Origin of the sequence: Leptospira biflexa serovar Patoc strain 'Patoc 1 (Paris)' (assembly GCF_000017685.1) — a bacterium.
Taxonomy (GTDB): domain Bacteria; phylum Spirochaetota; class Leptospiria; order Leptospirales; family Leptospiraceae; genus Leptospira_A; species Leptospira_A biflexa.
Genome location: NC_010602.1, coordinates 3270268 through 3296681, shown reverse-complemented (window position 1 = coordinate 3296681; position 26414 = coordinate 3270268). Strand labels below are relative to the sequence as shown.

At 39.2% G+C, this 26414-nt stretch carries 28 protein-coding genes; 13 read left to right on the top strand and 15 right to left on the bottom strand.

What is annotated here, in order from left to right:
• Positions 1-55: 55 nt before the first annotated feature.
• Positions 56-1198, bottom strand: coding sequence for a suppressor of fused domain protein (locus LEPBI_RS15590; RefSeq protein ID WP_012390106.1), 1143 nt, complete (start codon positions 1196-1198; stop codon positions 56-58).
• Positions 1198-1434: a hypothetical protein gene (locus LEPBI_RS15585; protein WP_012476432.1), complete on the bottom strand. Its 237-nt coding sequence runs from the start codon at positions 1432-1434 to the stop codon at positions 1198-1200. Before LEPBI_RS15585 ends, LEPBI_RS15590 begins: the two co-directional genes overlap by 1 nt.
• 157 nt (positions 1435-1591) lie before the next feature.
• Here LEPBI_RS15585 and LEPBI_RS15580 point away from each other — a divergent pair, with 157 nt between their 5' ends.
• On the top strand, positions 1592-2200 hold the full coding sequence (locus LEPBI_RS15580; RefSeq protein WP_012390104.1) for an alpha-ketoglutarate-dependent dioxygenase AlkB family protein: 609 nt from the start codon (positions 1592-1594) through the stop codon (positions 2198-2200).
• An 86-nt stretch (positions 2201-2286) separates the two neighbouring features.
• Here LEPBI_RS15580 and LEPBI_RS15575 read toward each other — a convergent pair whose 3' ends face one another.
• A complete protein-coding gene (locus LEPBI_RS15575; protein ID WP_012390103.1) occupies positions 2287-2871 on the bottom strand; it encodes a DUF4269 domain-containing protein in 585 nt (194 codons plus the stop codon).
• Between the two features lie 192 nt (positions 2872-3063).
• Positions 3064-4116: an SDR family oxidoreductase gene (locus LEPBI_RS15565; RefSeq protein ID WP_041770078.1), complete on the bottom strand. Its 1053-nt coding sequence runs from the start codon at positions 4114-4116 to the stop codon at positions 3064-3066.
• Between the two features lie 520 nt (positions 4117-4636).
• On the opposite strand from LEPBI_RS15565, the gene LEPBI_RS15560 reads away from it, so the two are divergent.
• The 3 genes from LEPBI_RS15560 (at position 4637) to LEPBI_RS15550 (ending at position 8530) form a co-directional block, all read left to right on the top strand.
• Positions 4637-6358 (top strand): gamma-glutamyltransferase family protein, encoded by a 1722-nt coding sequence (locus LEPBI_RS15560; RefSeq protein WP_012476430.1) that lies wholly within the window; start codon positions 4637-4639, stop codon positions 6356-6358.
• Between the two features lie 56 nt (positions 6359-6414).
• Positions 6415-7446 carry an MBL fold metallo-hydrolase gene (locus LEPBI_RS15555; protein WP_226992819.1) on the top strand — a complete coding sequence of 344 codons (1032 nt, stop codon included), beginning with the start codon at positions 6415-6417 and terminating at the stop codon, positions 7444-7446.
• Between the two features lie 157 nt (positions 7447-7603).
• Positions 7604-8530 carry a type 1 glutamine amidotransferase domain-containing protein gene (locus tag LEPBI_RS15550; protein ID WP_012476429.1) on the top strand — a complete coding sequence of 309 codons (927 nt, stop codon included), beginning with the start codon at positions 7604-7606 and terminating at the stop codon, positions 8528-8530.
• Here LEPBI_RS15550 and LEPBI_RS15545 read toward each other — a convergent pair.
• A complete protein-coding gene (locus LEPBI_RS15545; protein ID WP_012390097.1) occupies positions 8466-9113 on the bottom strand; it encodes a Crp/Fnr family transcriptional regulator in 648 nt (215 codons plus the stop codon). The genes LEPBI_RS15550 and LEPBI_RS15545 overlap by 65 nt on opposite strands.
• A gap of 158 nt (positions 9114-9271) precedes the next feature.
• Between LEPBI_RS15545 and trxA the strand changes: the two genes are divergently transcribed.
• The 6 genes from trxA to LEPBI_RS15515 all read left to right on the top strand — a co-directional run bounded on the left by trxA (position 9272) and on the right by LEPBI_RS15515 (position 14442).
• The gene (gene trxA / locus LEPBI_RS15540) at positions 9272-9586 is read left to right on the top strand and encodes a thioredoxin (RefSeq protein WP_012390096.1); all 315 of its coding nucleotides are present in this window, start codon (positions 9272-9274) and stop codon (positions 9584-9586) included.
• A gap of 67 nt (positions 9587-9653) precedes the next feature.
• A complete protein-coding gene (locus LEPBI_RS15535; RefSeq protein WP_012390095.1) occupies positions 9654-10946 on the top strand; it encodes a discoidin domain-containing protein in 1293 nt (430 codons plus the stop codon).
• Positions 10947-10951: 5 nt separating this feature from the next.
• Complete coding sequence (locus LEPBI_RS15530) at positions 10952-12235, top strand: hypothetical protein (RefSeq protein ID WP_012390094.1); 1284 nt, start codon at positions 10952-10954, stop codon at positions 12233-12235.
• Positions 12225-13091, top strand: coding sequence for a VanW family protein (locus LEPBI_RS15525; RefSeq protein WP_012390093.1), 867 nt, complete (start codon positions 12225-12227; stop codon positions 13089-13091). Before LEPBI_RS15530 ends, LEPBI_RS15525 begins: the two co-directional genes overlap by 11 nt.
• Before the next feature lie 20 nt (positions 13092-13111).
• A complete protein-coding gene (locus LEPBI_RS15520; protein ID WP_012390092.1) occupies positions 13112-13861 on the top strand; it encodes a M15 family metallopeptidase in 750 nt (249 codons plus the stop codon).
• The gene (locus LEPBI_RS15515; protein ID WP_012390091.1) at positions 13858-14442 is read left to right on the top strand and encodes a WG repeat-containing protein; all 585 of its coding nucleotides are present in this window, start codon (positions 13858-13860) and stop codon (positions 14440-14442) included. Before LEPBI_RS15520 ends, LEPBI_RS15515 begins: the two co-directional genes overlap by 4 nt.
• A gap of 177 nt (positions 14443-14619) precedes the next feature.
• On the opposite strand, the gene LEPBI_RS15510 is transcribed toward LEPBI_RS15515, so the two are convergent.
• The 5 genes from LEPBI_RS15510 to LEPBI_RS15490 all read right to left on the bottom strand — a co-directional run bounded on the left by LEPBI_RS15510 (position 14620) and on the right by LEPBI_RS15490 (position 17976).
• A complete protein-coding gene (locus LEPBI_RS15510) occupies positions 14620-15282 on the bottom strand; it encodes a hypothetical protein (RefSeq protein ID WP_012390090.1) in 663 nt (220 codons plus the stop codon).
• A 371-nt stretch (positions 15283-15653) separates the two neighbouring features.
• Positions 15654-16079 carry a PH domain-containing protein gene (locus LEPBI_RS15505; RefSeq protein WP_012390089.1) on the bottom strand — a complete coding sequence of 142 codons (426 nt, stop codon included), beginning with the start codon at positions 16077-16079 and terminating at the stop codon, positions 15654-15656.
• A gap of 143 nt (positions 16080-16222) precedes the next feature.
• On the bottom strand, positions 16223-16642 hold the full coding sequence (locus LEPBI_RS15500) for a MaoC/PaaZ C-terminal domain-containing protein (RefSeq protein ID WP_012390088.1): 420 nt from the start codon (positions 16640-16642) through the stop codon (positions 16223-16225).
• A gap of 16 nt (positions 16643-16658) precedes the next feature.
• Positions 16659-17096: an FAS1-like dehydratase domain-containing protein gene (locus LEPBI_RS15495; protein WP_020776763.1), complete on the bottom strand. Its 438-nt coding sequence runs from the start codon at positions 17094-17096 to the stop codon at positions 16659-16661.
• 13 nt (positions 17097-17109) lie between these two features.
• On the bottom strand, positions 17110-17976 hold the full coding sequence (locus tag LEPBI_RS15490) for an alpha/beta hydrolase (RefSeq protein ID WP_012476428.1): 867 nt from the start codon (positions 17974-17976) through the stop codon (positions 17110-17112).
• Between the two features lie 11 nt (positions 17977-17987).
• On the opposite strand from LEPBI_RS15490, the gene LEPBI_RS15485 reads away from it, so the two are divergent.
• Complete coding sequence (locus tag LEPBI_RS15485) at positions 17988-20486, top strand: sulfatase family protein (protein WP_012390086.1); 2499 nt, start codon at positions 17988-17990, stop codon at positions 20484-20486.
• 48 nt (positions 20487-20534) lie between these two features.
• Positions 20535-21803, top strand: a complete 1269-nt coding sequence (locus LEPBI_RS15480; RefSeq protein ID WP_012390085.1) for a lysophospholipid acyltransferase family protein — start codon at positions 20535-20537, stop codon at positions 21801-21803.
• On the opposite strand, the gene LEPBI_RS15475 is transcribed toward LEPBI_RS15480, so the two are convergent.
• A complete protein-coding gene (locus tag LEPBI_RS15475; RefSeq protein ID WP_049755989.1) occupies positions 21800-23215 on the bottom strand; it encodes an OmpA family protein in 1416 nt (471 codons plus the stop codon). The two genes, LEPBI_RS15480 and LEPBI_RS15475, sit on opposite strands and share 4 nt — an antisense overlap.
• 118 nt (positions 23216-23333) lie before the next feature.
• Between LEPBI_RS15475 and LEPBI_RS15470 the strand changes: the two genes are divergently transcribed.
• Positions 23334-24245, top strand: coding sequence for a phosphate ABC transporter substrate-binding protein (locus tag LEPBI_RS15470; RefSeq protein WP_012390083.1), 912 nt, complete (start codon positions 23334-23336; stop codon positions 24243-24245).
• Between the two features lie 238 nt (positions 24246-24483).
• Here LEPBI_RS15470 and LEPBI_RS15465 read toward each other — a convergent pair whose 3' ends face one another.
• The 4 genes from LEPBI_RS15465 to LEPBI_RS15450 are packed head-to-tail and all read right to left on the bottom strand — an operon-like array spanning position 24484 to position 26413.
• A complete protein-coding gene (locus LEPBI_RS15465) occupies positions 24484-24753 on the bottom strand; it encodes a DUF5939 domain-containing protein (protein WP_012390081.1) in 270 nt (89 codons plus the stop codon).
• The gene (gene hpt / locus LEPBI_RS15460; RefSeq protein WP_012390080.1) at positions 24750-25262 is read right to left on the bottom strand and encodes a hypoxanthine phosphoribosyltransferase; all 513 of its coding nucleotides are present in this window, start codon (positions 25260-25262) and stop codon (positions 24750-24752) included. Before hpt ends, LEPBI_RS15465 begins: the two co-directional genes overlap by 4 nt.
• Positions 25259-25771: a SixA phosphatase family protein gene (locus LEPBI_RS15455; RefSeq protein WP_012390079.1), complete on the bottom strand. Its 513-nt coding sequence runs from the start codon at positions 25769-25771 to the stop codon at positions 25259-25261. The genes hpt and LEPBI_RS15455 overlap by 4 nt, the downstream gene beginning before the upstream one ends.
• 45 nt (positions 25772-25816) lie before the next feature.
• Complete coding sequence (locus tag LEPBI_RS15450) at positions 25817-26413, bottom strand: response regulator transcription factor (RefSeq protein WP_012390078.1); 597 nt, start codon at positions 26411-26413, stop codon at positions 25817-25819.
• Between the last annotated feature and the right edge of the window lies 1 nt (position 26414).

The window sequence follows — 26414 nt, the reverse complement described above, 5'->3', positions numbered from 1 at the left end:
ATTGAGTAACGGTCAGAATTTAGAGTTTGATTCGGATTTTTTTTGAAAAGTAGAACTAGAATTCTAACATTCGCCGTTCTGAATCATGAAAAAAACCATACGTTTCCTTTTTCCAAGTCTCCCAAAACTTTTGGGAACCTTCTCTCATAAAACAAATTCGTTCTTCTGTTGAGATCGGTGTTAAAAAAAGAAAGTTGGCTCGTTTGCCATTTTCTGTGATGAGTCCGTTTAGTTTCGGTAATACTTCCGTGGAGCCTTGGTCAAGTTCCTCAGTGACATTACGAAGTACAAACCAATTGAAATCCAAATACAATTGATCAGGGTCTTTCCGTGGGTTCTGAATGGTATGTGAGTGACCAAACCAAATCCCTGTGTTCCAAGGAAATTTGACCATCTCACCTAAAACATGTTGGATCCAAGTTTCTGACTTATCGGGTGCATCTTTTAAAAGTTGGATTGCAAAAACAAGTTCGATCCTTGAAAAATTTTCATAGTCTTTATGATAGAGTTCAATGCTCGGTTGGTTTTGTACACTCATACCGACAGTGGAAAAAATTTTGATCCCAGGGAATTCTTTCGGTAAAAAAGAAGCGATGCCAAGAGAAGGATACTTTCCACCATCTGCGGACCAATAGGTTTGGTGTTTGCCAAGTTTGGATTCCAAAAATTCCAACCTAAGTGATTGCGCTTTTTTCCAATGATCTTTTTCAGCTACGGATTCCCAAAACTTACGATTGCCTTTCACACGTTCTGCAATCACACCATTGTCGGGATCTCCGAGAGGGGATGCAGTGGGTGCTTCTTCTTTTGCAAACTTTGAATACCCATGAATGCCTTTGATCCCAGACCAGGAAGGTAGGTAGGCTTGTAGTTCTTCCTCTACAAACAAAGCCACTGCATCGCCTTCCTCTGACCATATGAAGTGGATTTGGTCTTCGGTGAGTGTGTTTTGCGCTTTTGGATCGGTGAGTTCTGATTTGGTGAGCACTGGTGCGAGACCCAAATCAAAATCTTCCTCCATTCTTTGGTCAGGTGCATCGATTAAGTTTCGCACCCAAAGTGTTTTCATCGGCCACTCAGGGTTGTTATGTGATTGTAAATAAAGGTAAATGGTCCTGCTATCGTCTTCTAAAAAGGCAGTGAACGAACCATAAGGATTTGCTTCTTGGTATAAAACTTTGGGAGTGATAGGATTCATTAAAATTTGTGTGGGACCACTCTCTCATTGATTTTTGCAAGTAGTTTGGAAATGGTTTCATCCATACCTGGTTCAAAATAGATGTCAGGGTAATACCCAGAAGCGTTCCGAAGGCCGATGAGTTCTGGTTCACTCCACTGGCGGTATGTCTTTAGAGAATTCCAGACTTCTTGGGAAGGCGCGGTGTTTTCCTTTTTGGCATCGATGAAAGCTTGTATGGTTCGCGTTGGGGTCATTCTATCGTATAGATTCTTTGGGATCGAAGGGAATCCAACTAAAATTTTAGACAAAAGGAGATGAAATTTTTGGGATTTCGCTGATGTTTGTGAAGTACCTTCACTGGAGAGTTAATATTTCATTTCTGATTGGCCTTAAAAAAAAGTATTTAGATGTATGAATTTATTCCAACGAACTCCCCATTCCAATCTTTTGCCATATGATGGAACTTTGGTTTATATCCCCGAGTTCCTGAATGGGAAAAAAAGCCTAGAGTACTTTGAGACATTCCTGACTACCATTCTTTGGAAACAAGATGAAGCCATCCTTTACGGCAAACACATCACTACAAAACGAAGTGTGGCTTGGTATGCTGAAAAAGGATATTCCTATCGGTATTCTGGTACGACAAAAACTGCCATTCCTTGGACAAACGAACTATTGGATTTAAAAAAAGAAGTGGAATCGGAAACAAATGAAATCTTTAACTCTTGTTTATTGAATTTATACCATGATGGCTCTGAAGGAATGGCCTGGCATAGTGATGATGAAACCTCTCTCCAAAAACATTCTACGATTGCTTCCGTAAGTTTAGGTGCAGAAAGGATCTTTCGATTCAAACACAAAAAAAAGAATTCTGTGGTGGAGTTGCCTTTGGAACCTGGTAGCCTACTTCTCATGAAAGGAGAAATCCAAGAACATTGGCTTCATTCCTTACCGAAAGCTCTCAAAGTCAAACGACCTAGGGTCAATTTAACCTTTCGCCAATTTGGAAGTTTTTTATAAGAGAAGGAAATCTGGATTCAAAATACAAATCATTTCTCGTAACCAAAACAAACACATGTTTGCGATTGCAAAAAATTGAAATATGCTCAAAATCCATTTTTGGATAACAAGTCTCTATACTCATCATCCGATTTCTGATTCCAGAGAAGTAGTGTTTTGAAGGGATCCCCTTTGAGTGCAAGAGCCTCGCAAAATGCATGTTCTGTTTTCAAACCACTTCGTTTCAATTCACGGATGGTCTCGCGAAAATTTTCATTTGCCAATGATAAAAATCGATTTTCTACCATCATATGGATCCAAGCATATTGTTCCGTTGGTTCTAATGACTGGCCAAAAATTTCATATTGGAATTTGGGAGTTGAAAAACGGCAAATCAAAGTGACGCGAAGAGAAATTGTTTTTTCAGAAAAAGAATAATTAGCAAAGTTGCGAAACTTAGCATAACAAATTTTTTGTAAATGAGATGGCACATTGTACTTCACCAAAATATCCACATCACTTGTTTCTGTATCAATGCCAATGGGAATTGTGCCAGCGAGTGTTGGTTTGAATCCAATTAAGTTTTTTAGAATTTTCCATTTTTCTAAATCCTCCCACAACTCTTGTTGTTTGGGATTCCCTAACCGCAAGTAATCAGGTTGTAAAAACGTCTCGGATTCCAGCGATTGCATATTATGTCTCATGTGCTCGTTACCGGCCCCCACCCTCATTGGGTGGTGGAGGTGGGCTTGTGGGTGAAAATTCCTGCCCGAACTCCTACCATAAAACGGAACGCAAGTCTCTTGGAAATTCAATCTTACCAAAAAATCTTAAAAAAACTTCGTAGTTTCACCCATTCCCAATGCAATCGCCTCCATAAACAATTATAACAAACCCGAACCTTCCATTTGGTTCACATGATCGATGATTGTCTCATTTAATGGACGATAGGTGAGAGATAAATCGGTTTTACTATACTCATTGTTTAAGTTCATTGGTTGCCCAATATTATTTTTTGTATAACCCCAAGATAATCCAAAAAATGGACCTACCAAATACACAAGTGGTTTCGGAAGAACACCTGTCGGAACAGAATATTTGTTTCCAAATTTTTCTTTAATGATTTTGGCAATGCCTAACATCGGTAATACTTCTGCTGATGTGATATGCCTTCCTTTTGCATTCGGTGTAAAACCTGCCAAGATATGTGCCTTTGCAACATCTCTCACATCAACAAATCCCATTTTGTTATCAGGAACACCGGTACGGAAAATTCCTTTCAACATATTTTTCATAAACTCCACACTTGTACCATCCAAACGTTTGGAAAGTGATGGACCCATTACAAAAGAAGGATTGATGACAACCAAATCCCAACGTGATTGTTTCTTTTGCATTTCCCACGCTTCTTTTTCGGCTAATGTTTTGGAATAAGCATAAGGTTGGTGTGTCAGACTACTTGTTGTATTCCAATGTTCTTCTGTAAAGGTTTGGTTTGGAACTTTTAAGGAATCGATATTGTCACCATGGATGGCAGCAACACTGGATGTTAAAACTACTCGTTTAACGGATGAAATACGGTTGCAGGTTTCAAGAACATTTCTTGTTCCTTGTAAAGCGGGATCGATCAACTGTTTTTTTGCGTCCTTAACTCCTGCCACAAAAAAAGGTGAAGCAGTATGGATCACAAGTTCGGCACCTTCCACACTTTTGTCAAAACTACCCTCGACCATAAGGTCCGCCTCAAACAAAGTTAGGTTGTCTTTGAACTTTTCTTTTAAATCCAAAAGATGTTGGATTTTGGAGGTATCTTTCAGGCTTCGAACCGTTGCCCTTACTTTTTTTCCATCCTCTAACAGATATTTTACGATCCAAGACGCAATATATCCTGAACCTCCAGTGACAACAACGGGCAAATCTTTATTGATTGATTTCATTTCAAGTTTTAGACTCAATTCCAATCTTTAGCGTGAACATTTCCATATGGATAAAAGAAACAAAAATCCATTTTGTTTTCTTTTAATGGGCGAGTCCCGATGGGCCGGGCTTTTCCGGAGTCCGCATTCGCTCCCGTCCCTCTTTACCACTATGTGGCAAAGAGGGACCAAGTCCTGCAAATCCCTCTCGCACGCAAACGAGCATTGATCGTAAGCACACAAATCATAGTTAAACGAAAAATCTACGCCCCGGATCGTAGCGGAAATCCTTTGCGTAGCAAAGATTGCAGCGTAGAGCCGGAAATGGCGCCATAAAAAAATGGTTAGACATGAAATTAATTTCGATTAGAGTTTTATGCATTCCAATCGTTCGGGGTTTCATGAGAAAATTTTTCAAACTTAGTATCACTATCTTAATTACTGTAATTTTTTTCCATTGTTTAGGAAGTCGTAGGCCAATCGTGTCCGGGTATGTTGACCCACAGGTAGTTTGAGAGATGTGAGTGTTGGGAAAAAGTTTATGGTAGCAACAGGAAATCCTCTCGCTACAAAGGCAGCCATTAAAGTATTGGAAGAGGGAGGGAATGCAATTGATGCTGCAGTTGCCGCCTTACTTGTATTAAATGTAACAAATGGAGAAGCCGCTAGTTTTCCTTCCGTTGCTCCGACTTTGGTCTACGATAAAAAAACAGGACAAGTTAAAAGTTACATCGGTGCAGGATCGGCGCCCAAAAAAGCATCCATCCAATGGTTCAAAGAAAAAGGATATGATGTGATGCCAAAAAATTCTATTTTGTCACAGTTGTTACCTGCTTCGCCAGATGTCATCGTACGTTTGTTACAAGATCATGGTACCAAATCATTTTCGGAATTGGTTGCACCAGCCATTCAGACAGCGGAAGAAGGTTTCCCAGCAAACCGCATTCTTGTTAAAAATTTAGATTTACCTTTGTATAAACGATTAGGGTTCACAATTTTGATGCCTTATAATTCTGAAGTATATTTAGAAAAAAAATGGTGGTACAATATCCGAGAAGGTGAGTTAACCAAACGTTTGGATTTGGCAAAAACTTGGAAGTTGATGGCCGATGAAGAAACGTTGGCAATTAAAAAAGGAAGATCCAGGAAACAAGCGTTAGAAGCAGTCCGAGATTATTTTTACAAAGGACCTGTCTCAGATCTTATCGTCAAACTTCATGAAGAAAAAGGTGGTCTTATCACAAAAGAAGATTTGAGCCAGTATGCTGGAGGTTGGGAAAAACCAGTTTTGGGGGAATACCGTGATTACCAAATTCTATCGAACCAAACTTGGACTCAAGGACCCGTTGTTCCAATGGTATTGCAACTGTTAGATGGAATTGATTTAAAATCAATGGGCCATAGTTCACCCGAATACATTCATACGGTTTCTCAAGCGATTGAATTAGTGATTGCCGATCGTGAAACATATTTTGGAGATCCAAAGTTTGTCGATGTGCCCTTAGATGGTTTATTATCCAAAAAATATTCTGACGTAAGACGGAAACTCTTCCAAAAGGAAGCCTTCGGCAAAACTCCACCAAATGGAAATCCTTGGGCCTTTTCCTCTAGAAAACCAAAATCAAATTTTGTGCCAGCTAACAATCACGAGGAACAATCGGTAAGTGAAATTAAGTATGGAAAAGACACAACGTATGTAAGTATTGTTGATGCTTCTGGGAATGCAGTTTCTCTCACTCCTAGCGATTTTCCACAATCACCAATGGTTCCAGGCACAGGTCTCACACTTGGCATTCGGATGACGCAGTTCCGTTTAGATCCAACGCATCCATCTTCCCTCGCACCAGGAAAACGTCCGCGGATCACACCTAATCCTGGTATGGTGTTAAAAAATGGTAAATTATGGATGAGTTTCGGAACACCAGGGGGCGACGTCCAAAGTCAAGCAATGATCCAATTCTTTTTGAACATAGTTGTGTTTGGAATGGACCCACAAAAGGCAGTGGAAGCACCTAGATTTCGTTCGGTGAACTGGCCTGATAGTTTTTCTCCACATGCCTATCGTCCGGGTGGAATTGAATTGGAATCGTCTTTATTTGAGATCGTTTCCGATGAACTCAAAGCAAAAGGTTATAAAGTTTACAAAAAAGGTCATTTAGACAATGATTTTGGTGCCGTATGTGCTGTGTTAAATGATTCAAAGAACAAACGACTCCTTGGAGTTGCTGACCCAAGAGAAGAGTCATCGGCAGAAGGTAGGTAATGAAGAATTTGAATCTGTTCGGTAATATAGTAACCCTAGCGAATTCTGGAGACAAAATGGAAAATCATTTTAGAAACCAAAACAAACTTCAATTGAATCGAGGTTATTTTTTTCTAATTCTGGCTTTGTTTACGTTCCATTGTGCCTTGCGACCTTCCGGTGATATAAAACTATATGAATCTTATTTTCCGCATGAAAATGGAATCGCACCAATCACGAAGGGAAAAATAAGGGTTACGTTTTTAGGTACAACATCCATATTATTAGATGATGGAGAGACTCAAATTTTAACCGATGGTTTTTTTACAAGACCATCATTATGGAAAACGGGTCTTTTTAAAATAGAATCTGATCCAATCATCATTCAATCGGTTTTAGAGAAAGCCAAGATCAATCGATTGAAGGGGATTTTTGTCTGCCATTCCCATTATGACCATGCCATGGATTCACCATTAGTTGCCAAATTCACCAATGCGAAGTTATTTGGTTCAAACTCGACAATCAATGTGGGACTTGGTGCCGGTTTAGATCAGGCAAACATGGAAGTGTTTCAAATTGGAAAACCAATCAGACTCGGAAATTTTATCGTCACAGTGTTAGAGTCAAAACACACACCTCCCTTTCGCATTTTAGGAAAAACAAATGCTACTGATCCAAATTTTCCTGACATTCCATCTCCACTTGTCCAACCAGCGAAAGCATTGGATTATATCGAAGGAGGAACTTTTGATTTTTACATCCAACATGGTAAAAACAAGATTGTGATCAAAAGTAGCACAAATTATGTGAAAGGAAGCTTTGACAAAATCAAAGCAGACGTTTTGTTTTTGGGAATTGCACAATTGTCGTTACAATCGAAGGAATTTCAAGATATCTATTATCAAGAAACTGTTCAAAAATTAAAACCAAAACGAATCATTCCCATCCATTGGGATAATTTTTTTAAGCCGCTTAATCAAACTCTGGAGCCCAATTTGAGAATTGGTGATGATTTTGAGGCAAACATGAATATTCTCCTAAATAAAACCACCCAAGACAAAATTCAAGTCCAGATGTTACAAGGCTTTGAATCCATTGATTTGTTTTGATTCAAATTGTTTTTTCGTTCGGGTTGTGTTAGTTCCACGTGCATTGAGAACATTTTAACCTAGGTTAAAGAAAAACCTCCGCTTCTGTGGCTCTATCCTTTGAGTCAATTTTTTAAAAAAGATTGACTCAAAATCCGATTAAACAGGAGAAAAAAAGATGGATCAGGTCAATCAAACAAAAGTAGGAACCAATGCAGAATCACAAACGAAACAAAAACTGGTTCGAATAGATTTGAGAAGAAGGGGAAAATTAAAATTAAAACTCATGATTTTCATTATTGGGGCAATCAGTATTTTCTCAAATGGATTGTTGGCAAATCCAAAGGGAAAAGCAAGGATACTTGTTGTGATGAGTGCCGCCGATTTCATTTTGTTAGATGGTGTCACCAAACACCCAACAGGCGTTTTTTTGAATGAACTGTATTTTCCAGTGAAAACATTAAGTGACAAAGGACATCAAATCGTATTTGCCACTCCATTGGGAAAAATATCCACAATCGATCCCGAAAGTGTAAGGGCAAAGTATTGGAAATCCATTGCAGAAAAAGAGGAAGCGATTCAGTTTCTATTTTCGTTAACGAATTTCAAAAATCCCATTTCCTTAGAGCAAGCAATTAAGGATGATCAGAACTTTGTGGGAATTCTTGTGCCAGGTGGGCAAGGTCTAATGACTGATTTATTATATGATGAAAAGATTCCCGAATTACTCAGACGATTCCATAAAAAACAAAAACCAATTGGTATCGTTTGCCATGCACCTGCTTTGTTGACAAGTTTACGTCTCGACAAAGAAAAGGAAAATTTTATCTTCAAAGGGTATCAAGTTAATTCAGTGACAAAAATGGAAGAATGGTTTATTGAAACCTTTGTGATGAAGGGAAAACCAAAAGTCAGAAACATTTCAGGATCTCTAAAAGACTTAGGTATGGAATACAAATCTTCTTTTTTACCTGGTCGAAGTTATGCGATCCGAGATCGAAATTTAGTGACATCTCAAAATCCATTTTCTGGAGAAGAATTCAGTGAAATGTATTGGAAGGCGGTAGAGGATTATTTGCAAATGAATCCTTCTTTAACCGACTAAGGGCAACATTCGTGATTCCCAAGTAGGCGGCTTGGTCTATTTGGGAGATTCGGGATTCATTTTCAAAAAATTCATCGATAAAATTTTGGTAACGCTGTTTTGCATCCAGAAGTAAAAACTCAGAGACTCGTTTTTCTTTTTTTAAATACAAAGAAGTCAAAAATTGATTGAGAAATTTTTGATATATACTTTCGATTTCGAACAATTGTGAAAATTTTTTTGATGGTAACACCAAAACTTCTGAAGGTTCAAGAGCGATGATTGAATATGTACTCGGTTTTTTTTGGAGAATACTTGGGATACTTCCAAGAAACGAACCTTCAAAAAGAAAGGATTTGATCCATTCCTTTTTTTGATGATGGTATACCAGTTTAAAGGCACCCTTTTTCACATAGCCAATGTGATCCATTGATAACCCTTGTTTTGCGAAGATTTCCTTTTTTCTGAGGGTAACGAGTTTACCAATTTCGTTAAATCTTTGGATGACCATTTTCCATTGCATTTCGTTTGATTGTATTTTTGTCATACTGATCTCAAGTCCAGCTGTTCCCGTCATTTGCCATCGGTACGTCGAAGTTTGCAAACGAAACGATTCAAACCCAGTTTCAGATGGATCTTTTTTATAGGAACCGATTCAGGATGACCAGGAAATGAGACAGAAAACTACACACTTCTCATATTTTTTTACTGTTTTTCCATATACCCTGGTGGGTATATGGTCTAATGGATAGGAGAGAGAATATGTCTGACATATACCCCAAAAGTTTTGAAACCTTACTCCAAACACATGACAAACCGATCCTCGTCGATTTTTGGGCACCATGGTGTGGACCTTGCAAAATGGTGGCACCTGAGTTGGAAAAACTTGCCAAAGACTGGAAGGGAAAAGTTTCCATCATCAAAGTGAATACCGATGAAAAACAAGAGATCGCAGGCAAGTATGGAATATCAGGGATTCCGACGTTTATCTTATTTAAAAATGGGAAAGAGGTCCATCGTATTTCTGGTGCTATGCGAAGTGAAGAATTTAAGATAGTATTTGGTAGTTACCTTTAGCTATTAATTTTTTACTTGAACCATCCAAAAGAGTATTGGATTCTTTGTTTCTCTGAGGTGAACCTTCTTGAAAAAAACAATCTTAGCTCTTTTGTCATTTTATTTACTATTCTCCAATCAAAGTTCGATTGAAACATCGATTGTCATCGAAAGGATCCAAGCTGCATCCTCGGCAGAAGGTACAAATCCGATCAATGTATTCATCCCAGGAAAACTTTGGAAACCAGAAACGAGTTTGGATGGGATCACTATCTTTTTTTCGAATGGAGCCAAATGGAATCAGGCTGGGAAAACAGATGGTCGTGCTTACTTCAATGAAATCTCCATCGAATGCCAAGAGAAAAAAGGTTATGTAGCTTTTTATAAGGACGGAAGTTATGCGACCAATTTTGACTGTTCGAAAGAAACCCCACTCAAAATCAAATCCAATGGAGTTCATGTCATTTATCTTCTGCCAGACTCGGCCAATGGGATCAAAACAGTTTCCTTTTTCAAAAATGGGAAAAAACTCGATGTAGTGTATCCAGAGCCAGTGGAAGGACAGGTGACTGCTAGTAGTACACTTCCCAACTATCCCGCCTATGGACTGTTTGACGGAAGTATCGATTTTGCTTGGGTAGAAGGTGTCAAAACCGATGGAGTAGGCGAATCCATCCAAGTTCAGTTAGAAGATTCGATCGATTTGGCAGGTATTGAGATTTTTAATGGTTACCAAAGGTTAGATGCACTTTTTTATAAAAATGGATCGGTAACGGAACTATTGGTGTCAAATGAGAGTGATTCCTTTATCATTCCAATTGCAGACAAACAAGGAGGACAAAGAATATTTTTTCCAAAAATCCTTTCTGGTAAAAAATTTACGTTCACTATCCAAAAAGTAAGAACAGGCAAAACATGGAAAGACACTGTGATTGCAGAAATCATTCTCCTTGGTGAAAAAGGAAAACGATTCACTGTTCTTGATCAAAACGCGAATGAATTCAAAGATGAAATTTTAAAAAAATCAAAAAATACAATCCTTTCTTCGGTGGTGAACAAAGCTTATTTTGCTGATATTCCAGAAGGCAGAATGGATTATGTATTCCGTTCAAACGGATCCTTTGTGATTTGGAAAGATGATTTGAAAGAAAAACGAGTGTTAGATGGAAATTGGGTTTTTGTCGAAGCATCCGCATCAGAAGCAAAAATTAAAATTTTTGGCCGTGATCACAAGGTCGTGACACAAAGTTTAGATTCTAATAGTCCCTATTCTGAAAAAACGGAAGAGAAATCAACTTTGATCTTTAGTGATACTCTTACTGTGAAAAAAGTGGGGAATGGAATTCAGATGGTGGGCAAAAAAGTCCAAATCTCCCAATAAACTCATTGTTCGTTTCTTTATTTGGTAAGGACATCTATTGGTATGGTGTCCAAGCAACTTCCTTATTAGAAACAGGGAATTTACATTCGCCAGACAGATCCCCTGTTTTCCATATTGTGGCTCTTGTATTTCATTTATTTGGAATCAATGACCAAAGTTTATTCGTTTTTCAAATCATCACCGTTCTATGGCTTACCATTACTTTGTATGGTACAAGATTCCTTCTCAAATCACCGACTGAGTCTTGGAATCTATTGCCATCGGCGATGGTTTTTGTATTGGGAGTTCTTTATCCCAAACAAGCTTGGGCAGTTGGATTTCTTTTATTAACATATGGATTCTTGTTTACAGAGCGACTAACATGGAAATATGGTCGATGGATTTTCACTGGAATGTTTTTTCTACTCACAATTTGGTTTCACACCATGGTTGGGGTATTGGGAATCGGGCTTTGGTGTCTCTATCAATTTCCTAGAAAATACGATTTTCTCTTTTTTATCATTTTAGGAATCTTACCGTTCTGGATTCCAACTGATGATAACGATCGTTTCGCGATAGATGGTAAAACTTTTCCAGTCTTTGCAGCCTATGGAATGATGGGATTCGGAATTTTATGGGATTGGTCACTTTTGATTTTTGGAAAAAATGTTCCAGATCGTTACCTACCCATTCGACGTGGCCTTGCTTTTATCGGAATGTTACTCGTTTTACCGTTGTTTCATTTTGCCGATATCCAATTTCGAATTTTAATTTCCTTCCTACTTCTAACGGAAATTTTTTCCCGATACAATGCCAAACAATTATTAATTACAGCTGTTAGTTTTGGATTATGGTTTTATGTATTGATACAATCACCGCATTTATTTCGTTATGCTTATGAAGACATGTGGAACCCCGGGGAAAGGGCCGCATTGTTTCCTAACAATGGTTTGCTTGTGGCTCACCATGGATTTTGTGAATACTATCATTTCCAATTTAAAAAGGACTGTATGTCTTGGGAACCAGATGAAAAAGCCATGACGGAACTCAGCCCAGGAAAACAAATCTACCGACTCGTTTACGGTATCCGAATGGAAAACCTACGTGCCAGTACAGAAAATGGGAACCCTATTTTTTCTATCATCGAACCATTAGGGGAATACCAATTGGTATTAGAAACGGATTGGCAACGGTATCGTATGTGGTTGGAGAAACGTAATTCAAAACTTTTAGGTGTTGCCAAGTCTTGGAAAAATCCATATCGTAAACGTCCAGGTTTCCTCCAAAGAAAACAACAATATGGGATTTAAGATACGTAAACACAAATCAGATCTTTTTCCAAAGAAGGTCCACAGGAGTGAACTTCGCCTTTTTTTTGGGAAACTTTATTTTCAATGGAAACGGACCTTGATCTGGTTAAAAGAACGAAAGTCCTTTGCTCGAACCATCATGGATCCATCCTCAATCAAAGAGGAATATCCAATTTCGATTTTTATACACCAATCTCCCATTTACCGTAAGTTAAAAGATGTTCCGATGTATCTACAAGAAAACAAAAAGGTGAATTTGGAGATCGCCTTACAAAAAATAGATGGAATTCTTTTGGAACCGAACCAAGTGTTTTCTTTTTGGTATCTTGTCGGAAAACCTACCAAACGAAAGGGGTATCTACCTGGGATGCAATTGAAAAATGGTGGATTTATAGAAAGTACGGGGGGTGGTCTTTGCCAAATGGCAAATTTAATTTATTGGATGACCTTACACACCCCTCTCACTGTGAAAGAAAGATGGCGTCATAGTTTTGATATCTTTCCTGATTCGAATCGCACACTTCCCTTTGGATCGGGGGCCACCTTATCCTATAACTACATCGACCTACAAATCCAAAACACAACCAAACAACCGTTTGTTTTACGTATATGGATCGAAGATGGAAATTTATGCGGGGAATGGAGGAGTGATCGGGACATTCCTTATTTGTATTCTGTTTACGAATCTTACCATGCCTTTCATGCAGAACCTTGGGGTGGATACACAAGACGGAATACCATTCGTCGGAAGGTAATCTTAAAAACCACAAAAGAATTGATAGAAGACCAATTGGTAACAGAAAATACCGCATGGATGATGTATGAACCATTATTGGAATCAAACCCCCAAAAATAAAAAAACAAGGAACAACTGTAATGCGAAACTTGAATCGAATATGGATCCACATTGGATTTGATGCCTTGCGATCTGCATTCAATTTAATTTTACTTGTGGTTATTTCGATCTTTCTTTCAACACCTTTTGGGGCTGAAGACTCAAAACTGATTGTGTTTGACAAAACCGCATACCTCCAATCCATCAAAAAAGATCCCAACCGAGTTCTCATTGACTTAGAATCCATTCCAGAGATTGTTTTGGACATCAGATATGCCTCAGAAAATAACTTCACAGGCCAAGTGATCTACAACCGAGGAAAAGCGTTTGCGAGAAAACGTGTGGCGGAAGCCCTCCGCAATGCCCAAATCGAATTTTTAAAACAAGGGCATTCCATTCAAATTTATGATGCCTATAGGCCGTACCAAGCGACTGTCAAATTTTATGAAATCATAAAAGACACTCGTTATGTAGCCTCTCCCAAAACGGGGTCAAGGCATAACAAAGGTTGTGCGATTGATTTAACCTTGGTAGATAAAAATACAAAACAATCATTACAAATGCCAACTAAATACGATTCCTTTGAAAAAGCAGCTTGGGCAAATGCTCCCGTTTCTGATCCAGTGACCAAACAAAACAGAGACAAACTCATTGAAGGGATGAGCCGATTTGGATTTCGAGTCAACAAAACGGAATGGTGGCATTTTGATTTTTTGGATTGTTCTGGGTATGAAGTATTGGACATTCCATTTGAAGAATTAGAAGATGATGATCTTAGGAAATACAAATGAAGAAACAAATTTTACTTTTTTTATCTCTGGTTGTATCAGGATCTCTTTTGGCACAGACCAAAGGATTCATTTCATTTGAAGAAAATGGCTTGTACGGTTTCAAAGACAAAAAAGGAAACGTGATGATCAAACCTGAATACCAACATGCGATGGAATTTACAAAATCTGGTGTTGCCTTTGTGGTTTTGAAAAACAAATGGGTTTGTATCAATCACAAAAACAATGTATTACTCGAAAGTTTCCTTTATGATAATGGCCCCGACTATATATCAGAGAGACTCGCGAGGTTTGTCGAAAACGGTAAAATGGGTTTTCATAATGAACGTTGCCAAAAAGTGATCAAAGCCACATATGATTTTGTGTACCCATTTGAAAATGGTTATGCGATTGTTTGTAATGGGTGTGAGCTGAAGCCAGAAGGGGAACACAAACGAATTGTGGGTGGTTTGTATGGACTCATCAATCGAAAAGGGAAATTGGTGGTGCCGGTTGTTTCTGATGCGATCCTTTCTGTTGATGCAAAGAAAAAAACTGCTGAAGTGAAAGAAGGTGGGAAAACCGGAAAGGTGAATTGGAAGTAGGGCCATGCGGCCCAGAAATATTGGACTGGAGATTGATATATTTTGATCATCTGATTTGGTATGAAAAGAAATGTATCAGCGTTGGAATGTAAATCCAACGGTTTGAAACGTTTTTACTAACACAAAAAACAACCTAAAGATGAAGAATTCTTTCGATAGGTTGTTTGACTCAGTTTATTATTTTGGATTTTTTGCTTTCTCAATTTCAGAACTGATTCCTGAATATAAAGCGTTAATACCTTTGGTAGCAGATGCAACATACAGTGCCGTTTTTGCTTTATCATCTGGCGCTGCTTTGAGGCTCAATGCATTGATGGTGACAGCATCCACTTCTGCCCAATATTGGATACCTGGGTTTTTTGTATCATAAAGAACAAAACGGAATGTGATTCCTTGGCTTTCCATGGTTGATTTTCCACCGGAAGCCAATGGAAACGCAAGGGCTTCTACCTTTAAGTATTCTGCCAGTTTTGCAAAAACTTCTGTTGTTTTAGGATCTAAGGAATTGGAATTCACAATTGCTTCTGTGATTTTTCCCATCGCAGTATCTAAGTCTTTTTTGATTCCAAGTGTTTCGGCTGCTTTTACAGTCAAATCTCCACCAGGAATTAGGTTACCGTAAATTTCTCCCACTTTGGCTTGGGAAATGCTTCCAAAAGTTTTTAAAACTTCGTCATTGGAATCTGCCACACTATTTGTGCTCATGTCAAATACAGCCATTGTAATGACATTTTTCACATTTGGATTGAATTTATTTGTCTTTTGGAAACGCAATGCACTTGTTCCGCAGTTCACTAAGAATATCAGAATACAAGCGATTATGAAATTTATTTGTTTCATTGATTACCATCCTTTGGTCATATAACAATTGACCAACAAACAGGAATTATTGCATAAATTTAAAAAAAAGGAATGGATTGGGTCAAGATCTGCCGAATTATGTCACATCGTTTTTAAGTAAATTTCCTGCGTCATTTACTTAAGTGTATGGAAGTATCGATCGGAGTGGAAATTTTTTCGCATCACACGAGTTTTGTTGAAGTTGGAAAACCCCGCGCCAGCGATTGCAGCGTAAATCCTTTTGCGAAGCGAAAGATTGGAGCGGAAAAGCGCGGTCGTTGAAGGAGAGGATACTTAAATTCTAACCATTCCGAGGCGCTATAAATAAAGACCAACCGAATCGGATTTTACGTGTTATGCGAATCTTTTGCTTATTTTAAATAAGACTGTAAACTTGGCAAAAAGAATTGGAAATCTTTTTTTCCAATTTGGATCAATCGAAACGTTTCTGTTTCTGTTTCCAAATGGATTTGTCCAAAAAACCAACCGAGTTTTGTCGAAGTGTTTTGTAATTCTGCAAAGTCAATTGGGATATGCGTTGGGTTTCCTAACATAGGATTCCGAAGCAAATGGATTTGTTTTTTTGTGAGAACCAGTAACCATTTTCCAGCGGTGTATTTTTTTTGTTTTCCTTCCAAAAGCCCAATGCAATATCCTTTGATGGTTTCATTCTCATCTAGAAATTGATGAAGGATTTTGAATTCGGGTACATATAAAAATAGAACATCGACACTGATTTCAGGGTGATTGGTAAGTAAAGATTGGATTTGAGATTTGATTTGGTCCGAAGTTTGCATAATATTCCTTTCACCTCAACGTAGAAAGTGCCAATTCTATATGTTTGTTCCAACTTTGGCAATAAAAAAGGCACCCAACTTTCGTCAGATGCCTTTTGAGACGTAAATTAAAATTTCTGAATCTTATTTGAGATTCAAAATTTTTACACAGCGTTCACAACTAAATCTCCACCGGCTTTCACTTCACCAGCTTCGTTTTTTGCTTCTACGAGTACAGTCACAGTTTTTTTACCATCTTTTTCAAATTTCTTTTTGATGGTTCCAACAACTGTTAGTTTTTCGCCAAGTTTTGTCATGGCTTTGAATGTCACACCAAAGTAGGCGATGTCTTTTTGGTCTGCCCAAGAAGTGCAAAGTCTTCCCACTTGTGCCATAACATACATACCATGAGAGATGGTTCCATCAAGGCCTGCTTTTCTTGCAAAGTCAGGATCATTGTGAATCGGGTTAAAATCTCCAGATGCTCCCGCATAACGAACTAAATTCGCATGTTCGATGACTGGAATGTCTAGCGGAGGGAGAGTTTGACCAACTTCTACTGAATCAAATTGAATTTTTGCCATTGTTTGCCTCCTTGGATTAATCCTTACGAATGAAAATCGCCATCTCTGCAGAAAGGATGGGATCATTTTTTTCATCATAGATGGTGGTTTTGAAAGTTACAATTTCTGCTCTTCCTACTTTAACGTCGGAGATTTCAGATTGTGCGTACACTTTGCCCGGGTATAGGATTTTGTGGTAAGTGTATTCTTCTTTCAAGTGAAGGATTTTGGAAAGGTCGATACCGAGTTCTGCCATATCGTTCCAAATCTTTGGGTAACCCCAAAACATGATGACCGTAGGGAAGGTAGGGGGAGCCGGAACATCTGAGTATCCTGCTTTTTTTGCTTCTTCTACGTCAAAATAGATTGGGTTTTTTTCGTTGATGGCGAGGCAAAATTCTTTGATCTTTCCTCGTTCCACTGTGAAATCAAAACGATCTAGTTTTTTTCCAACTATATCTTTTGTTATTGCCATTGGCATTTTCTCCTTAGTGTTTGTCGATCCAAGCAACTAACTCATTTAAGACGACTGCTCTGTCTTTTGGAAGTTCGTTCATGGTTTCATGGTATAATTCATCAAAAAGTCTTTTGGTTTTGTCTTTGGAAGCAACTCGTTCAAATGCATCGTTTGTGCCTTCAGGTAGAGCAATTTGGTCTTCTTTTCCATGGAACATATAAATTGGCACTTTGATTTTTTCAGCAGATTCCAATGCGAGTGTGTAACAATTGAGAAGGTAATCTCCCAGATACGCACAAACATTACCGTGCACAAGTGGGTCTTTGACATAGGCGTCAACCACCGATTTGTCACGAGAGATGAGATTTACGTTGAGACCTGTTGGAATCGTGAGAGTGGGGAGGGCTTTTGCTAAAAAACCACCGGCTGCTTTTTTTATGTCCATCACAAGATCTGTTTTCACTTTGATGGGTAGGGCGCTACAGATATAAGCATCCAAATCATTTTGGTAGTTGTCGGTAGCTGTATACAAGAAAGTAATCGCAGCTCCCATGGAGTGACCAAGTAAGGTAACCTTACTAACACCTTCGTTTTGTTTGGCGATGTCGATGAGTTGTTTTAAGTCGGCAAAAAAATCAGAAAAATGGGTGATGACCCCGCGGCGACCATCGGACTTACCATGGCCTCGGCAGTCGATGAGGTAAATGGCATAGTTACGTTCCGCCATAGCTTCCAACAAAAAATTGTAACGACCGCCGTGTTCCCCAATCCCGTGGTGGACAACGAGCACTCGTTTGACTCCTGACTTTGGTCGGTAAATCTGGTAATAAATTTTACCACCATCTTTGTTTTGAAAGGTAGACTCCACGCGGGAGTAGGCTTGTTCCCAATTACTCATAGATGTCAAGGATGGACGATGGAAACCTAAAAAGAAACAACTTTTCCTATTCTTGGGAAACCTGTTTTGCAAACTGGTTCCAAATGCGAAAGATCCTTCCCTTCGCCCCCATCCTTTGTTTTTGTCTCATTCACTGTTTGAACCAATCGGAATTTCGTTCCCCAGTGGATTTGGTTTTAGAATTAAAACATGCTAGATCCAAAATCAAAATTGGTAAGGACTACTTGCCCTACCATTGGAAAAAAAATCCAGGAAGGCAAAGTGGTCTCCCCCTCTCTAGGAAATGGGAAAACACACAAATCACTTTCAACACAAACAAAGATATATTTTTAAACCATTCTCTGGATGCCGTCTTTTTCCCGCCGGGACAAGAATACCATTTTCAACTTTCCAAAGGCACTTACCAATTTTCTTCGCTATTGGGTCTGTTAGGCGAAAAAGAATTCCAAACATCGGTCTCGGGAAAATTGAAATTGTTTTCCGGGTCGCTACTTCTCAAAGAATGGGACCTCTCAGGTTCCCCCAAAGAACAATGGATGAAAAAAAAGGAATCCCTCACTCTTGGCGGTGATTTGCGAATGGTTTGGGAGAGTCGGGATAGTTTTTTATTTGTCGGCGAACCTTTGTTATATCCAGATGAATGGTCGGAATCATTTTCCACTTTCAAGAAACCAAAATCAGTGATTCTCATTGTGATCGATTCCGCAAGGAAAGATTTTTTTGGTGCCTATGGGTATCGGCATTCTGTCACACCTGTGATGGACCAGATGGCGAGGGAATCTGTATTCTTTGAAAACCCTTTTGCGAATGGAAACTGGACCAAACCTTCCATGATGTCATTTTTCCATTCTGAATATTCGTCTAACCTCGGTTTGGGGAATTCTTGGTTTTCTACAAAACCGTACCAACGAAAAGTGTATTACGGTAAAAATCGTGATAATTTAGCCAAAACCTTTCGGGAAGCAGGTTATTTTTCACAGACCATTATGAATAATGTTTTCTTTTTAGATTATACCACAGTGGGTCTTGATTTGGGATTTCATAATTCCTTCCAGGTGGGGATGGACATTGTGGATACTGAAGTTCTGACAAACCAAGCCATCCAGTTTGTCACAGACAAAAAAGACATTCCTTATTTTTTACATTTTAATTTGAACACCCCACATGCATCCTATTCTCCTCCCCCTGAAGACATGAAGGCAGTGCGTAAGATTGTACCTGATTCGGAATTTTTTCGATATGAATCTCCCGTGCAACGTTATTTAGGGGAGATGCATTATACCGATCGTGAGATTGGTCGACTCATCACAAAATTAAAAGAATTGGGTAGCTACGAGGAAACGATGATCATTGTGACGGGTGACCACGGTGAACTCTTTAGTCCCGAACATGATTATAGTTACCATTTTATCATGCAAACTCGGTTTGGTCACGGGGAGACCCATTACGATGAAGAAATCAATGTGCCTTATTTCATCAAACTACCCAAATCCATTGCAGATACCATAGAACCCGATAAAAACAAATCGTTGTTTAGCGAAGATAAAAATTCGGTACAAAATAATTACTCAAAATCGCAAATCCGAATCCCGGGCCAGTCTTCTTTAATGTCCCTTGCACCCACCATCTTAGGATTTTTGGATTTAAAACCCCAAAATGCAACTTACCATGGTGTAAACTATGCAACCTGCATTCTTCAATCCAATCCATGCCCGAAAGAAACCTTTATTTATACAGAAGGGCGGATGTCGGAGTCAGTGCGAACAGAACACTACAAATACATTCGTCGTTATCCAGGATTTACGACAGTTAGGCGAACTTCAACTGGCGATCCACATACCATGGCCGAAGAATTGTATGATCTTAAAAAAGATCCAAAAGAATTATTTAACTTAAGTTTGGTGAAAGAAGGGGAAGGATTATTACATATCGCAAGAGCTGACTTCCGGCGGGAAAATTTTTTAAAACGGAATGGAATTCGCATTTGGATCCCACCTTGTGAGGAAGCCATCTGCCGAGATTTTTTATCCATGAATGTCCAAGGTTCCTTGTATGATTGGGAAGCACCTGAGACAGTCCAAATCAATTCAGGTTCTGCAAAAACGGTTTCCATATCCAAGGAAACTCGAGACTCCGAAGGAACAAAACGAATGATGGGAAGAAAGGATTCGAAAGTAACAACGGTATCCCATACCTCCGAGCGTACCCAACCTGATGAAATCATTTTAAAAACTGTGAATCCAGAATTGGGTGCATATTTTCAATTCACACGGAATGGAAAAACGATCCCTGTTCGTTTTGGAAGGTATGGATTGGAATACCAAAGGTCCCTATCGAATGTCGAAGACCTCATCGTTTCAGAAAGGCAACCAGAAGGTTTATTCCAATCACCACTCCCTTGGGTGTACAATGATGGAGCCTTTAGTGGGTCTGGTGAAACGGAAGTACAAAAAGAGATGGGAAAAGAAGTGAAAAAAATATTAGAAACTTGGGGTTACATCCACGAATAATTGCTCGTATTGATTAAGGGTTTTTTCTTAGTCTAATTACACAGTTCTATGAAAGATACCTTTATCGCGCCTCGTTTTGAATTTCCTGTTGCCTTAGGATTAGATCTAGGATTTCCCATCCTCACAAAACTTCTGTTTAATTTAGATGGAGTGGTCATCGCAAAAGAAGATGAACTACGTTTGAAGGAAACAAAGGACAAACGAGTTGTGTATCTTTTCAACCAACCCACGGAAATGGAATCCATTGTTGCCTACCAAGTTGCCAATACGATTGGAACTCGCTTTCATTATATGGCGTCTCGCAGTATTTTCAATTGGGGATTTGGGATTGTCGGGGAAGTCATCAAACGAGTGGGGGCATTTTCCGTTTTGCACGGAAGCTCCAATCGAAATATGATTCGTACCACCAAACGAATCTTATCCGAACGTGATGGAAAACTTGTAATGTATCCTGAAGGCATCATGTCAGGAGAAAATGATAATTTGGTATCCTTCTTACCAAGCACAGCACAACTCATATACTGGGGTTTGGAAGAAGCCAAAAAAAAGGACCCACATGCGGAACTTTTTTTACAACCCACCTTCGTGAAATATAAAATCTCTGGAACACGTGATTCCATTTTAAAGGACATTGAAACTTCTTTAACGCGAATCGAACGTAAATTGAAATTGTATCCAGGTGGTCGGACCATCCTTCGTCGTTTTTTGACTGTGGGCCGAGTGATGTTGGAAGAAACGGAGTTTGAACTCGGGATTCCAAAATCGGCCATCAATGGAAAAGATTTTGATTATCGGTTGGGACGAGCAAGGCATACGGCGCTCAACTTAGCTGGCCAAATCCTCAATCTCAAATTCCAAGATTCGGACAATGCCATCCAAAAGATCCGAATTTTATTCCATACTTTAGACCGAATTGAAGCTGGAATTCCTTTAGAGTCTACCCCCAAACACCTAACAGACCAAAATATCCGTAGGGCCAAACAATTGGTGGAAACGGCATATGCCTTTCTCATCACCCAACCCAAAAGTCTCATCCAATGGCCTTCAGCAGAGCGACTGATGGAATGGATTTGTAGTTTTGAACGGCATATTTTTGGAAAATCGGAAATGAGGGCAAAAAAAGCCTATGTGTATGCAACGCCTTCCATTCCACTCGCATCGTATTTTCAAAAATACAAAACAAACAAAAAAGAGAGTTATCACTTGTTACTTGGTGATATTCGAAAGGAAATGGAAAAACTATTGGAGCGTGGGAAAAAGGAAAGTGAACCTTTGGTCCCTCCTTATTCGGTGGGACTCGATTTACAAATTGGTTAATCTAGAACGAGAGTGATTTCTACCCTTCTGTTTTTGTGCCGATTTTCTTCTGAATCATTGGGCGCGACTGGAAATTCATCCGCATACCCACGAAAGGAGATATGTTTTTCATCCATTTTGTGATTGTCGACTAACGAATGCAAAACGGACTTTGCTCTCTCTTCTGAAAGTTTTTGATTGTATTCTTTTTTTCCAATATTGTCCGTATGTCCCGAAACTCTGATTTCGCGGTCAGGGTATTTTTTTAAAATTTCTGCAATTTTTGCCACAGCCGATTCCGCATCGACCTTTAGTTTGCTATCATTAAAATCAAATAAAATGGAATCTAAGGAAAACACGATTCCATCCTCTGTGGTGCGAACTTTCACTGGCAGTTGTTCTGCAATTTGATTTGGGTCATCGATTGGTGAATTTGGATCTGGATTTTCTTTCACATCTGGGTGAGTGACACCATCTGTCATTTCTGGGATCTCTGTCGATTGTGGTGGCAATCTTCCTTCCAGGTTTTGATTTGGATCTCCCAATCCAGGCCGTTGCCTTTTTTGGATGCGTTTCCCATTGGGGAGACCATCCCTTGTATAACCTACAATCAAATCATTTAAGATGTCTTCACGGATTGACTCTTTGTCTTTGGCATTCACTTGGTTTCTTAAGAAATATACCCCCTTCACGAGGAAGTTTGCTTCTTGGACAGTCCCATTGGGATAAATGAATGTATAGGAAAGTTTGACTTCCTTAAATTCAGGAACTCCTTTTTCGGCGTTAAAAAATACGGTACCGGTAGCAAACCCAAAAATCTTATAAGGCACGTTAGGTGCCATTTTTTCAGATTCTGGTTTGGAATAAAAAATGGGATAAGTGTATGTGATTTTTTCGCAATTGCCAGAGTAGTTCCCTTCTTTCCATGGAAAAATCCCTTGGAAGGTATATTCAGGAGTCACTTTCACTCGGATGCGTTCGGAAGAAAAATCAAAGGACTCCTCTGCTGGTAGTTTCCAAACATCGGATACCGATAGCGGTGAATCAGGGAAAGAAGGAAAACTACGTAGGTTAGGCATAATGAATTCATTGGGCACTTCATAACGGCCATTGCGAAACAATGTGAAGTCGGATACAAATTCTTTGTCCTTCCAAAATGGACCCGATGTTTTACCATATCGCATATATGTATCAAACCAAGCGTTCACCAAACAAGAGTCTTGCGAACATTGTCTGGTTTTCATCACCACTCGGTTTTTGTCTTCTCGTTCGACAGTTTTGGTTCCCACTCGGAAAAGGACATCATGGTATTCGTTCAGTTCCAATACCTGGTTTGTTGCCCATTTCCATTGGAAATGGGTTTTTCCAGAAGGATTGGCAAACAATTCCAAAAGAGGAAGGATTGTGACAAAACAGAGCAAGAGGGAACGCATTTTGGTCTTCACTTTGCAAAGATCGGGGTTTTTTCATAAAAACTGAGGGTGGAATTGGAAAAAACCGCGCCTTTTTGCGATTGACGGAGGACGGAATTTGGGCTTTACCTGAATAACGATGAAAAACCTTTCTCTGCTTTTTTACATTTTAATTACAATCAATTTTGTCGCATGTAAGGACAAACAAACCCTTAAGGTTGCCGGGTCAGAAACCATGAACAGCATGATGCTATTTTTGGGAACGGAATATGAAAAAACAAATTCAAATGTTCGTGTAACAGTAGAAGGTGGTGGTTCGGAAGCAGGGATTGACCGCCTCCGAAAAGGAGAAATTGATATGGCAGTTTCTTCTCGTGACTTAAACCAAGCCGAGTTCGATGACCTTCGCAAAACTGGGAACTTGGAAAAAGTGCGTTTGGCTTACGATGGTGTGGCTCTGGTTGTGAATCCAAAAAACCCTGTGGCAAAACTCAATTTGGTCCAAACGTCCGATATCTTTTCTGGAAAAATTAAAAACTGGAAAGAAGTGGGAGGGTCAGATGCTCCGATCGCCATTGTGATCCGTAACGATAAATCAGGAACGCAAGACTATTTCCAAAATCATATTTTGAAACGAAAAGATCTGGGTCCCGATGAATATACTAAGTTCAAATCCAATGTGTTTTCCCCTAATGCCAAAATCGTAAAAGACAATGCAGAAATGGCAAAATTCATCCAAGATAATCCAAATAGCATTGGTTATATGGGAATGGGATCTGCACTTGTGGATCATAAAGACAAAATAAAAGCACTCGATTATGCCAGAAATCCCAAAGATCCATACGTGGCACCATCTGTAAGAAATGTTTACGACCGTAAGTACAGACTGGCTCGTGAATTGTTTATGATCTATAAAACAGACCAAGGTGATAAAATTGATGCCTTTGTTACGTTTCTCACAAGCGAACAAGGACAGGTAGCAGTGTTACAATCGGGTTATCTCAGAGCCTCTCTTCCGGAAGTGGAAGTGTCTGCTGAACCAGTGAAATAATAAATTGGATTCCAATCTTTCCGCGATGGAATGAAACTACATGTTCCTTCGTTGCGGGAAGGTATCTATTTCAAGAGAGGTTCCATTTCCCTTCTAATTTTTTAAAAACAATGATTTCCATTTGGAAGGTTGTTTGAGTTGGTTTCGGCTCAACTGGAATACTGGCACAGGAGTTCCCACTCCCTTTAAAGTTGCCTTTTGTTTCCGATAAAAGTAACCATGCTCTTTGACCAATTCTTCAGAACCTGTGGCATTCCAAACGTTCGTCGTTCACCACAGCTAACGCAGATCCTTCGTTCAGTCCAACTTTTGCAGCATGAACAAAAAAATCGACAGAATCACTTTCGCTTAAACTATGTTCGGTGGCAAATTTGAGTGGATTGACACGGAGTAACTTCCAATCATCCGAATGGTTTACATAATTTTCTGCAATTTGTAAAATTTCAGGTTTTAATGTAGGAAAGGTTCGTAATGTATCGAATTTTTGTTTGATGATGGAATCTTTCAATCTGTGCCTTCTAATTTTGCAACGTATGGCAAATTGCGATACTTACCTTGGAAATCCAAACCATATCCAACGAGGAAATCATCTTCGATGATGAAGCCCGGGTAATCTACGATGATGTGTGGATTGGCTTTTTTTTGTTTCCAAAAAAGAGCGGCCACTTTTAGATCCTTTGGATTTTGTTTTTGGACTTCCAACAGCAGGTATTCCAAGGTTTTCCCTGTATCCACGATGTCTTCGACTAACAGAACGGATTTGTTTTGAATCGATTTTTTCAATTCTTTTGTGATTTTAAAATCTCCAGAGGAGGTTCCATCACCATAGGAAGAGGCACCCATAAAATCGACTTCATGTGGGATGGCGATGCTACGGCAAAGGTCCGCTGTAAAAATGAACCCTCCATTCAGGATCCCAATGACAACGAGATCTTTGCTTAAAAAATCTCGAGAGATTTCACGCGCTAATTCTTCTACACGTTGGTGGATTCGTTCTTCTGAATATAAAGGTTTCATTCTTTTCCTATTTGCCCAGGGATCCAGAATACTACTAATTGGCAACTTCCCCAACTAAGATTTTTCCAAGAATCCCCAGAAAAACACAATCCGAGAAAGGAAGCCGTCGGGAATTTCTGGAAGAGAGACTGGTCATTATCACCCAATAATAAGGCAGAACCAAAGGTTTCTAATCCTGGATTGTGTCCAACAAGACAAACCGAACGAGTGCTAGACGAAAGTCCATGCAATACGAACAATAAATCTTCTTTGTCCGCATCATAAATATTTTCTCGGATTTCAGGTTTGGGGAATCGTAGGATTTCCTTTCGAAGAGAGGAATAGGTTTTTAAAGTTCGTTCGGCAGCAGAGACCAAACATTGGTCAAATTCAAAACGACTTTCTTTGAGATAATCTCGTAATGCTTTGGATTGTTCTTTTCCCCTTCGAGATAAGGAACGATCTAAATCAGTCTCATACGGTTCATCCCATTCGGACTTCGCATGCCTGAGTAAGTAGATATGTTTCATACATATACATTAGTCGAAACATATGACTTAGAAATCACGAAATTGCTATTTTTGTATTTCTTTTTCGTATTTAGAAATGAGTTCGTTGTTGTTTTTGCAGGAAAATTTTGTCCTCATTTGGTTCAAGTGGTACTCGACTGTTTTTCTTGATTTTTGGATCCGGTCTGCCACTTCATTTTGGGATAATCCTTGGACGAGAAGGTTTAGGATTTCCATTTGGAAAGGAGAAAACGGAAGTTGTACTTTGCTCACTCCATCCGAAACAAAGGAACCACCTTTCATCACAAGTTGGATGACTTCGGGGAGTTTGGCGATCGGATCGGACTTTAGCATATAACCGTCTGCTTTGGACTTGAGTGCATCTTCAACATAGACCCGGCTACCATGCAATGAGAAGATAATGACCTTAGTGGGTTGGTGTTTTTCTTTGATTTCTCTTAATACATCGATTCCATTTCGGTCTGGTAGATCAATGTCGAGAATTAATACGTCAATGGGATTTGTTGCGATGAATTCAAACAAATCGGCGGCCGTTCGAAATTCTCCGGCAAGAGAAAAGAAAGGATTGGATTTCAGAATAGATATGATTCCTTCAGTGACAACGGAATGGTCTTCTAAGATGGCAATTTTAACGGATTCCACA

Coding starts and splice junctions, on each gene's coding strand:
- LEPBI_RS15515 (WP_012390091.1), top strand. CDS start 13,858: ATGAAGAAACAAATTTTACTTTTTTTATCTCTGGTTGTATCAGGATCT.
- LEPBI_RS15525 (WP_012390093.1), top strand. CDS start 12,225: ATGGGATTTAAGATACGTAAACACAAATCAGATCTTTTTCCAAAGAAG.
- hpt (WP_012390080.1), bottom strand. CDS start 25,262: ATGAAACCTTTATATTCAGAAGAACGAATCCACCAACGTGTAGAAGAA.
- LEPBI_RS15585 (WP_012476432.1), bottom strand. CDS start 1,434: ATGACCCCAACGCGAACCATACAAGCTTTCATCGATGCCAAAAAGGAA.
- LEPBI_RS15500 (WP_012390088.1), bottom strand. CDS start 16,642: ATGGCAAAAATTCAATTTGATTCAGTAGAAGTTGGTCAAACTCTCCCT.
- LEPBI_RS15580 (WP_012390104.1), top strand. CDS start 1,592: ATGAATTTATTCCAACGAACTCCCCATTCCAATCTTTTGCCATATGAT.
- LEPBI_RS15475 (WP_049755989.1), bottom strand. CDS start 23,215: ATGCGTTCCCTCTTGCTCTGTTTTGTCACAATCCTTCCTCTTTTGGAA.
- LEPBI_RS15555 (WP_226992819.1), top strand. CDS start 6,415: ATGGAAAATCATTTTAGAAACCAAAACAAACTTCAATTGAATCGAGGT.
- LEPBI_RS15510 (WP_012390090.1), bottom strand. CDS start 15,282: ATGAAACAAATAAATTTCATAATCGCTTGTATTCTGATATTCTTAGTG.
- LEPBI_RS15505 (WP_012390089.1), bottom strand. CDS start 16,079: ATGCAAACTTCGGACCAAATCAAATCTCAAATCCAATCTTTACTTACC.
- LEPBI_RS15480 (WP_012390085.1), top strand. CDS start 20,535: ATGAAAGATACCTTTATCGCGCCTCGTTTTGAATTTCCTGTTGCCTTA.
- LEPBI_RS15485 (WP_012390086.1), top strand. CDS start 17,988: ATGGACGATGGAAACCTAAAAAGAAACAACTTTTCCTATTCTTGGGAA.
- LEPBI_RS15550 (WP_012476429.1), top strand. CDS start 7,604: ATGGATCAGGTCAATCAAACAAAAGTAGGAACCAATGCAGAATCACAA.
- LEPBI_RS15560 (WP_012476430.1), top strand. CDS start 4,637: ATGGTAGCAACAGGAAATCCTCTCGCTACAAAGGCAGCCATTAAAGTA.
- trxA (WP_012390096.1), top strand. CDS start 9,272: ATGTCTGACATATACCCCAAAAGTTTTGAAACCTTACTCCAAACACAT.
- LEPBI_RS15520 (WP_012390092.1), top strand. CDS start 13,112: ATGCGAAACTTGAATCGAATATGGATCCACATTGGATTTGATGCCTTG.
- LEPBI_RS15470 (WP_012390083.1), top strand. CDS start 23,334: ATGAAAAACCTTTCTCTGCTTTTTTACATTTTAATTACAATCAATTTT.
- LEPBI_RS15565 (WP_041770078.1), bottom strand. CDS start 4,116: ATGAAATCAATCAATAAAGATTTGCCCGTTGTTGTCACTGGAGGTTCA.
- LEPBI_RS15575 (WP_012390103.1), bottom strand. CDS start 2,871: ATGCAATCGCTGGAATCCGAGACGTTTTTACAACCTGATTACTTGCGG.
- LEPBI_RS15495 (WP_020776763.1), bottom strand. CDS start 17,096: ATGGCAATAACAAAAGATATAGTTGGAAAAAAACTAGATCGTTTTGAT.
- LEPBI_RS15490 (WP_012476428.1), bottom strand. CDS start 17,976: ATGAGTAATTGGGAACAAGCCTACTCCCGCGTGGAGTCTACCTTTCAA.
- LEPBI_RS15590 (WP_012390106.1), bottom strand. CDS start 1,198: ATGAATCCTATCACTCCCAAAGTTTTATACCAAGAAGCAAATCCTTAT.
- LEPBI_RS15455 (WP_012390079.1), bottom strand. CDS start 25,771: ATGAAACATATCTACTTACTCAGGCATGCGAAGTCCGAATGGGATGAA.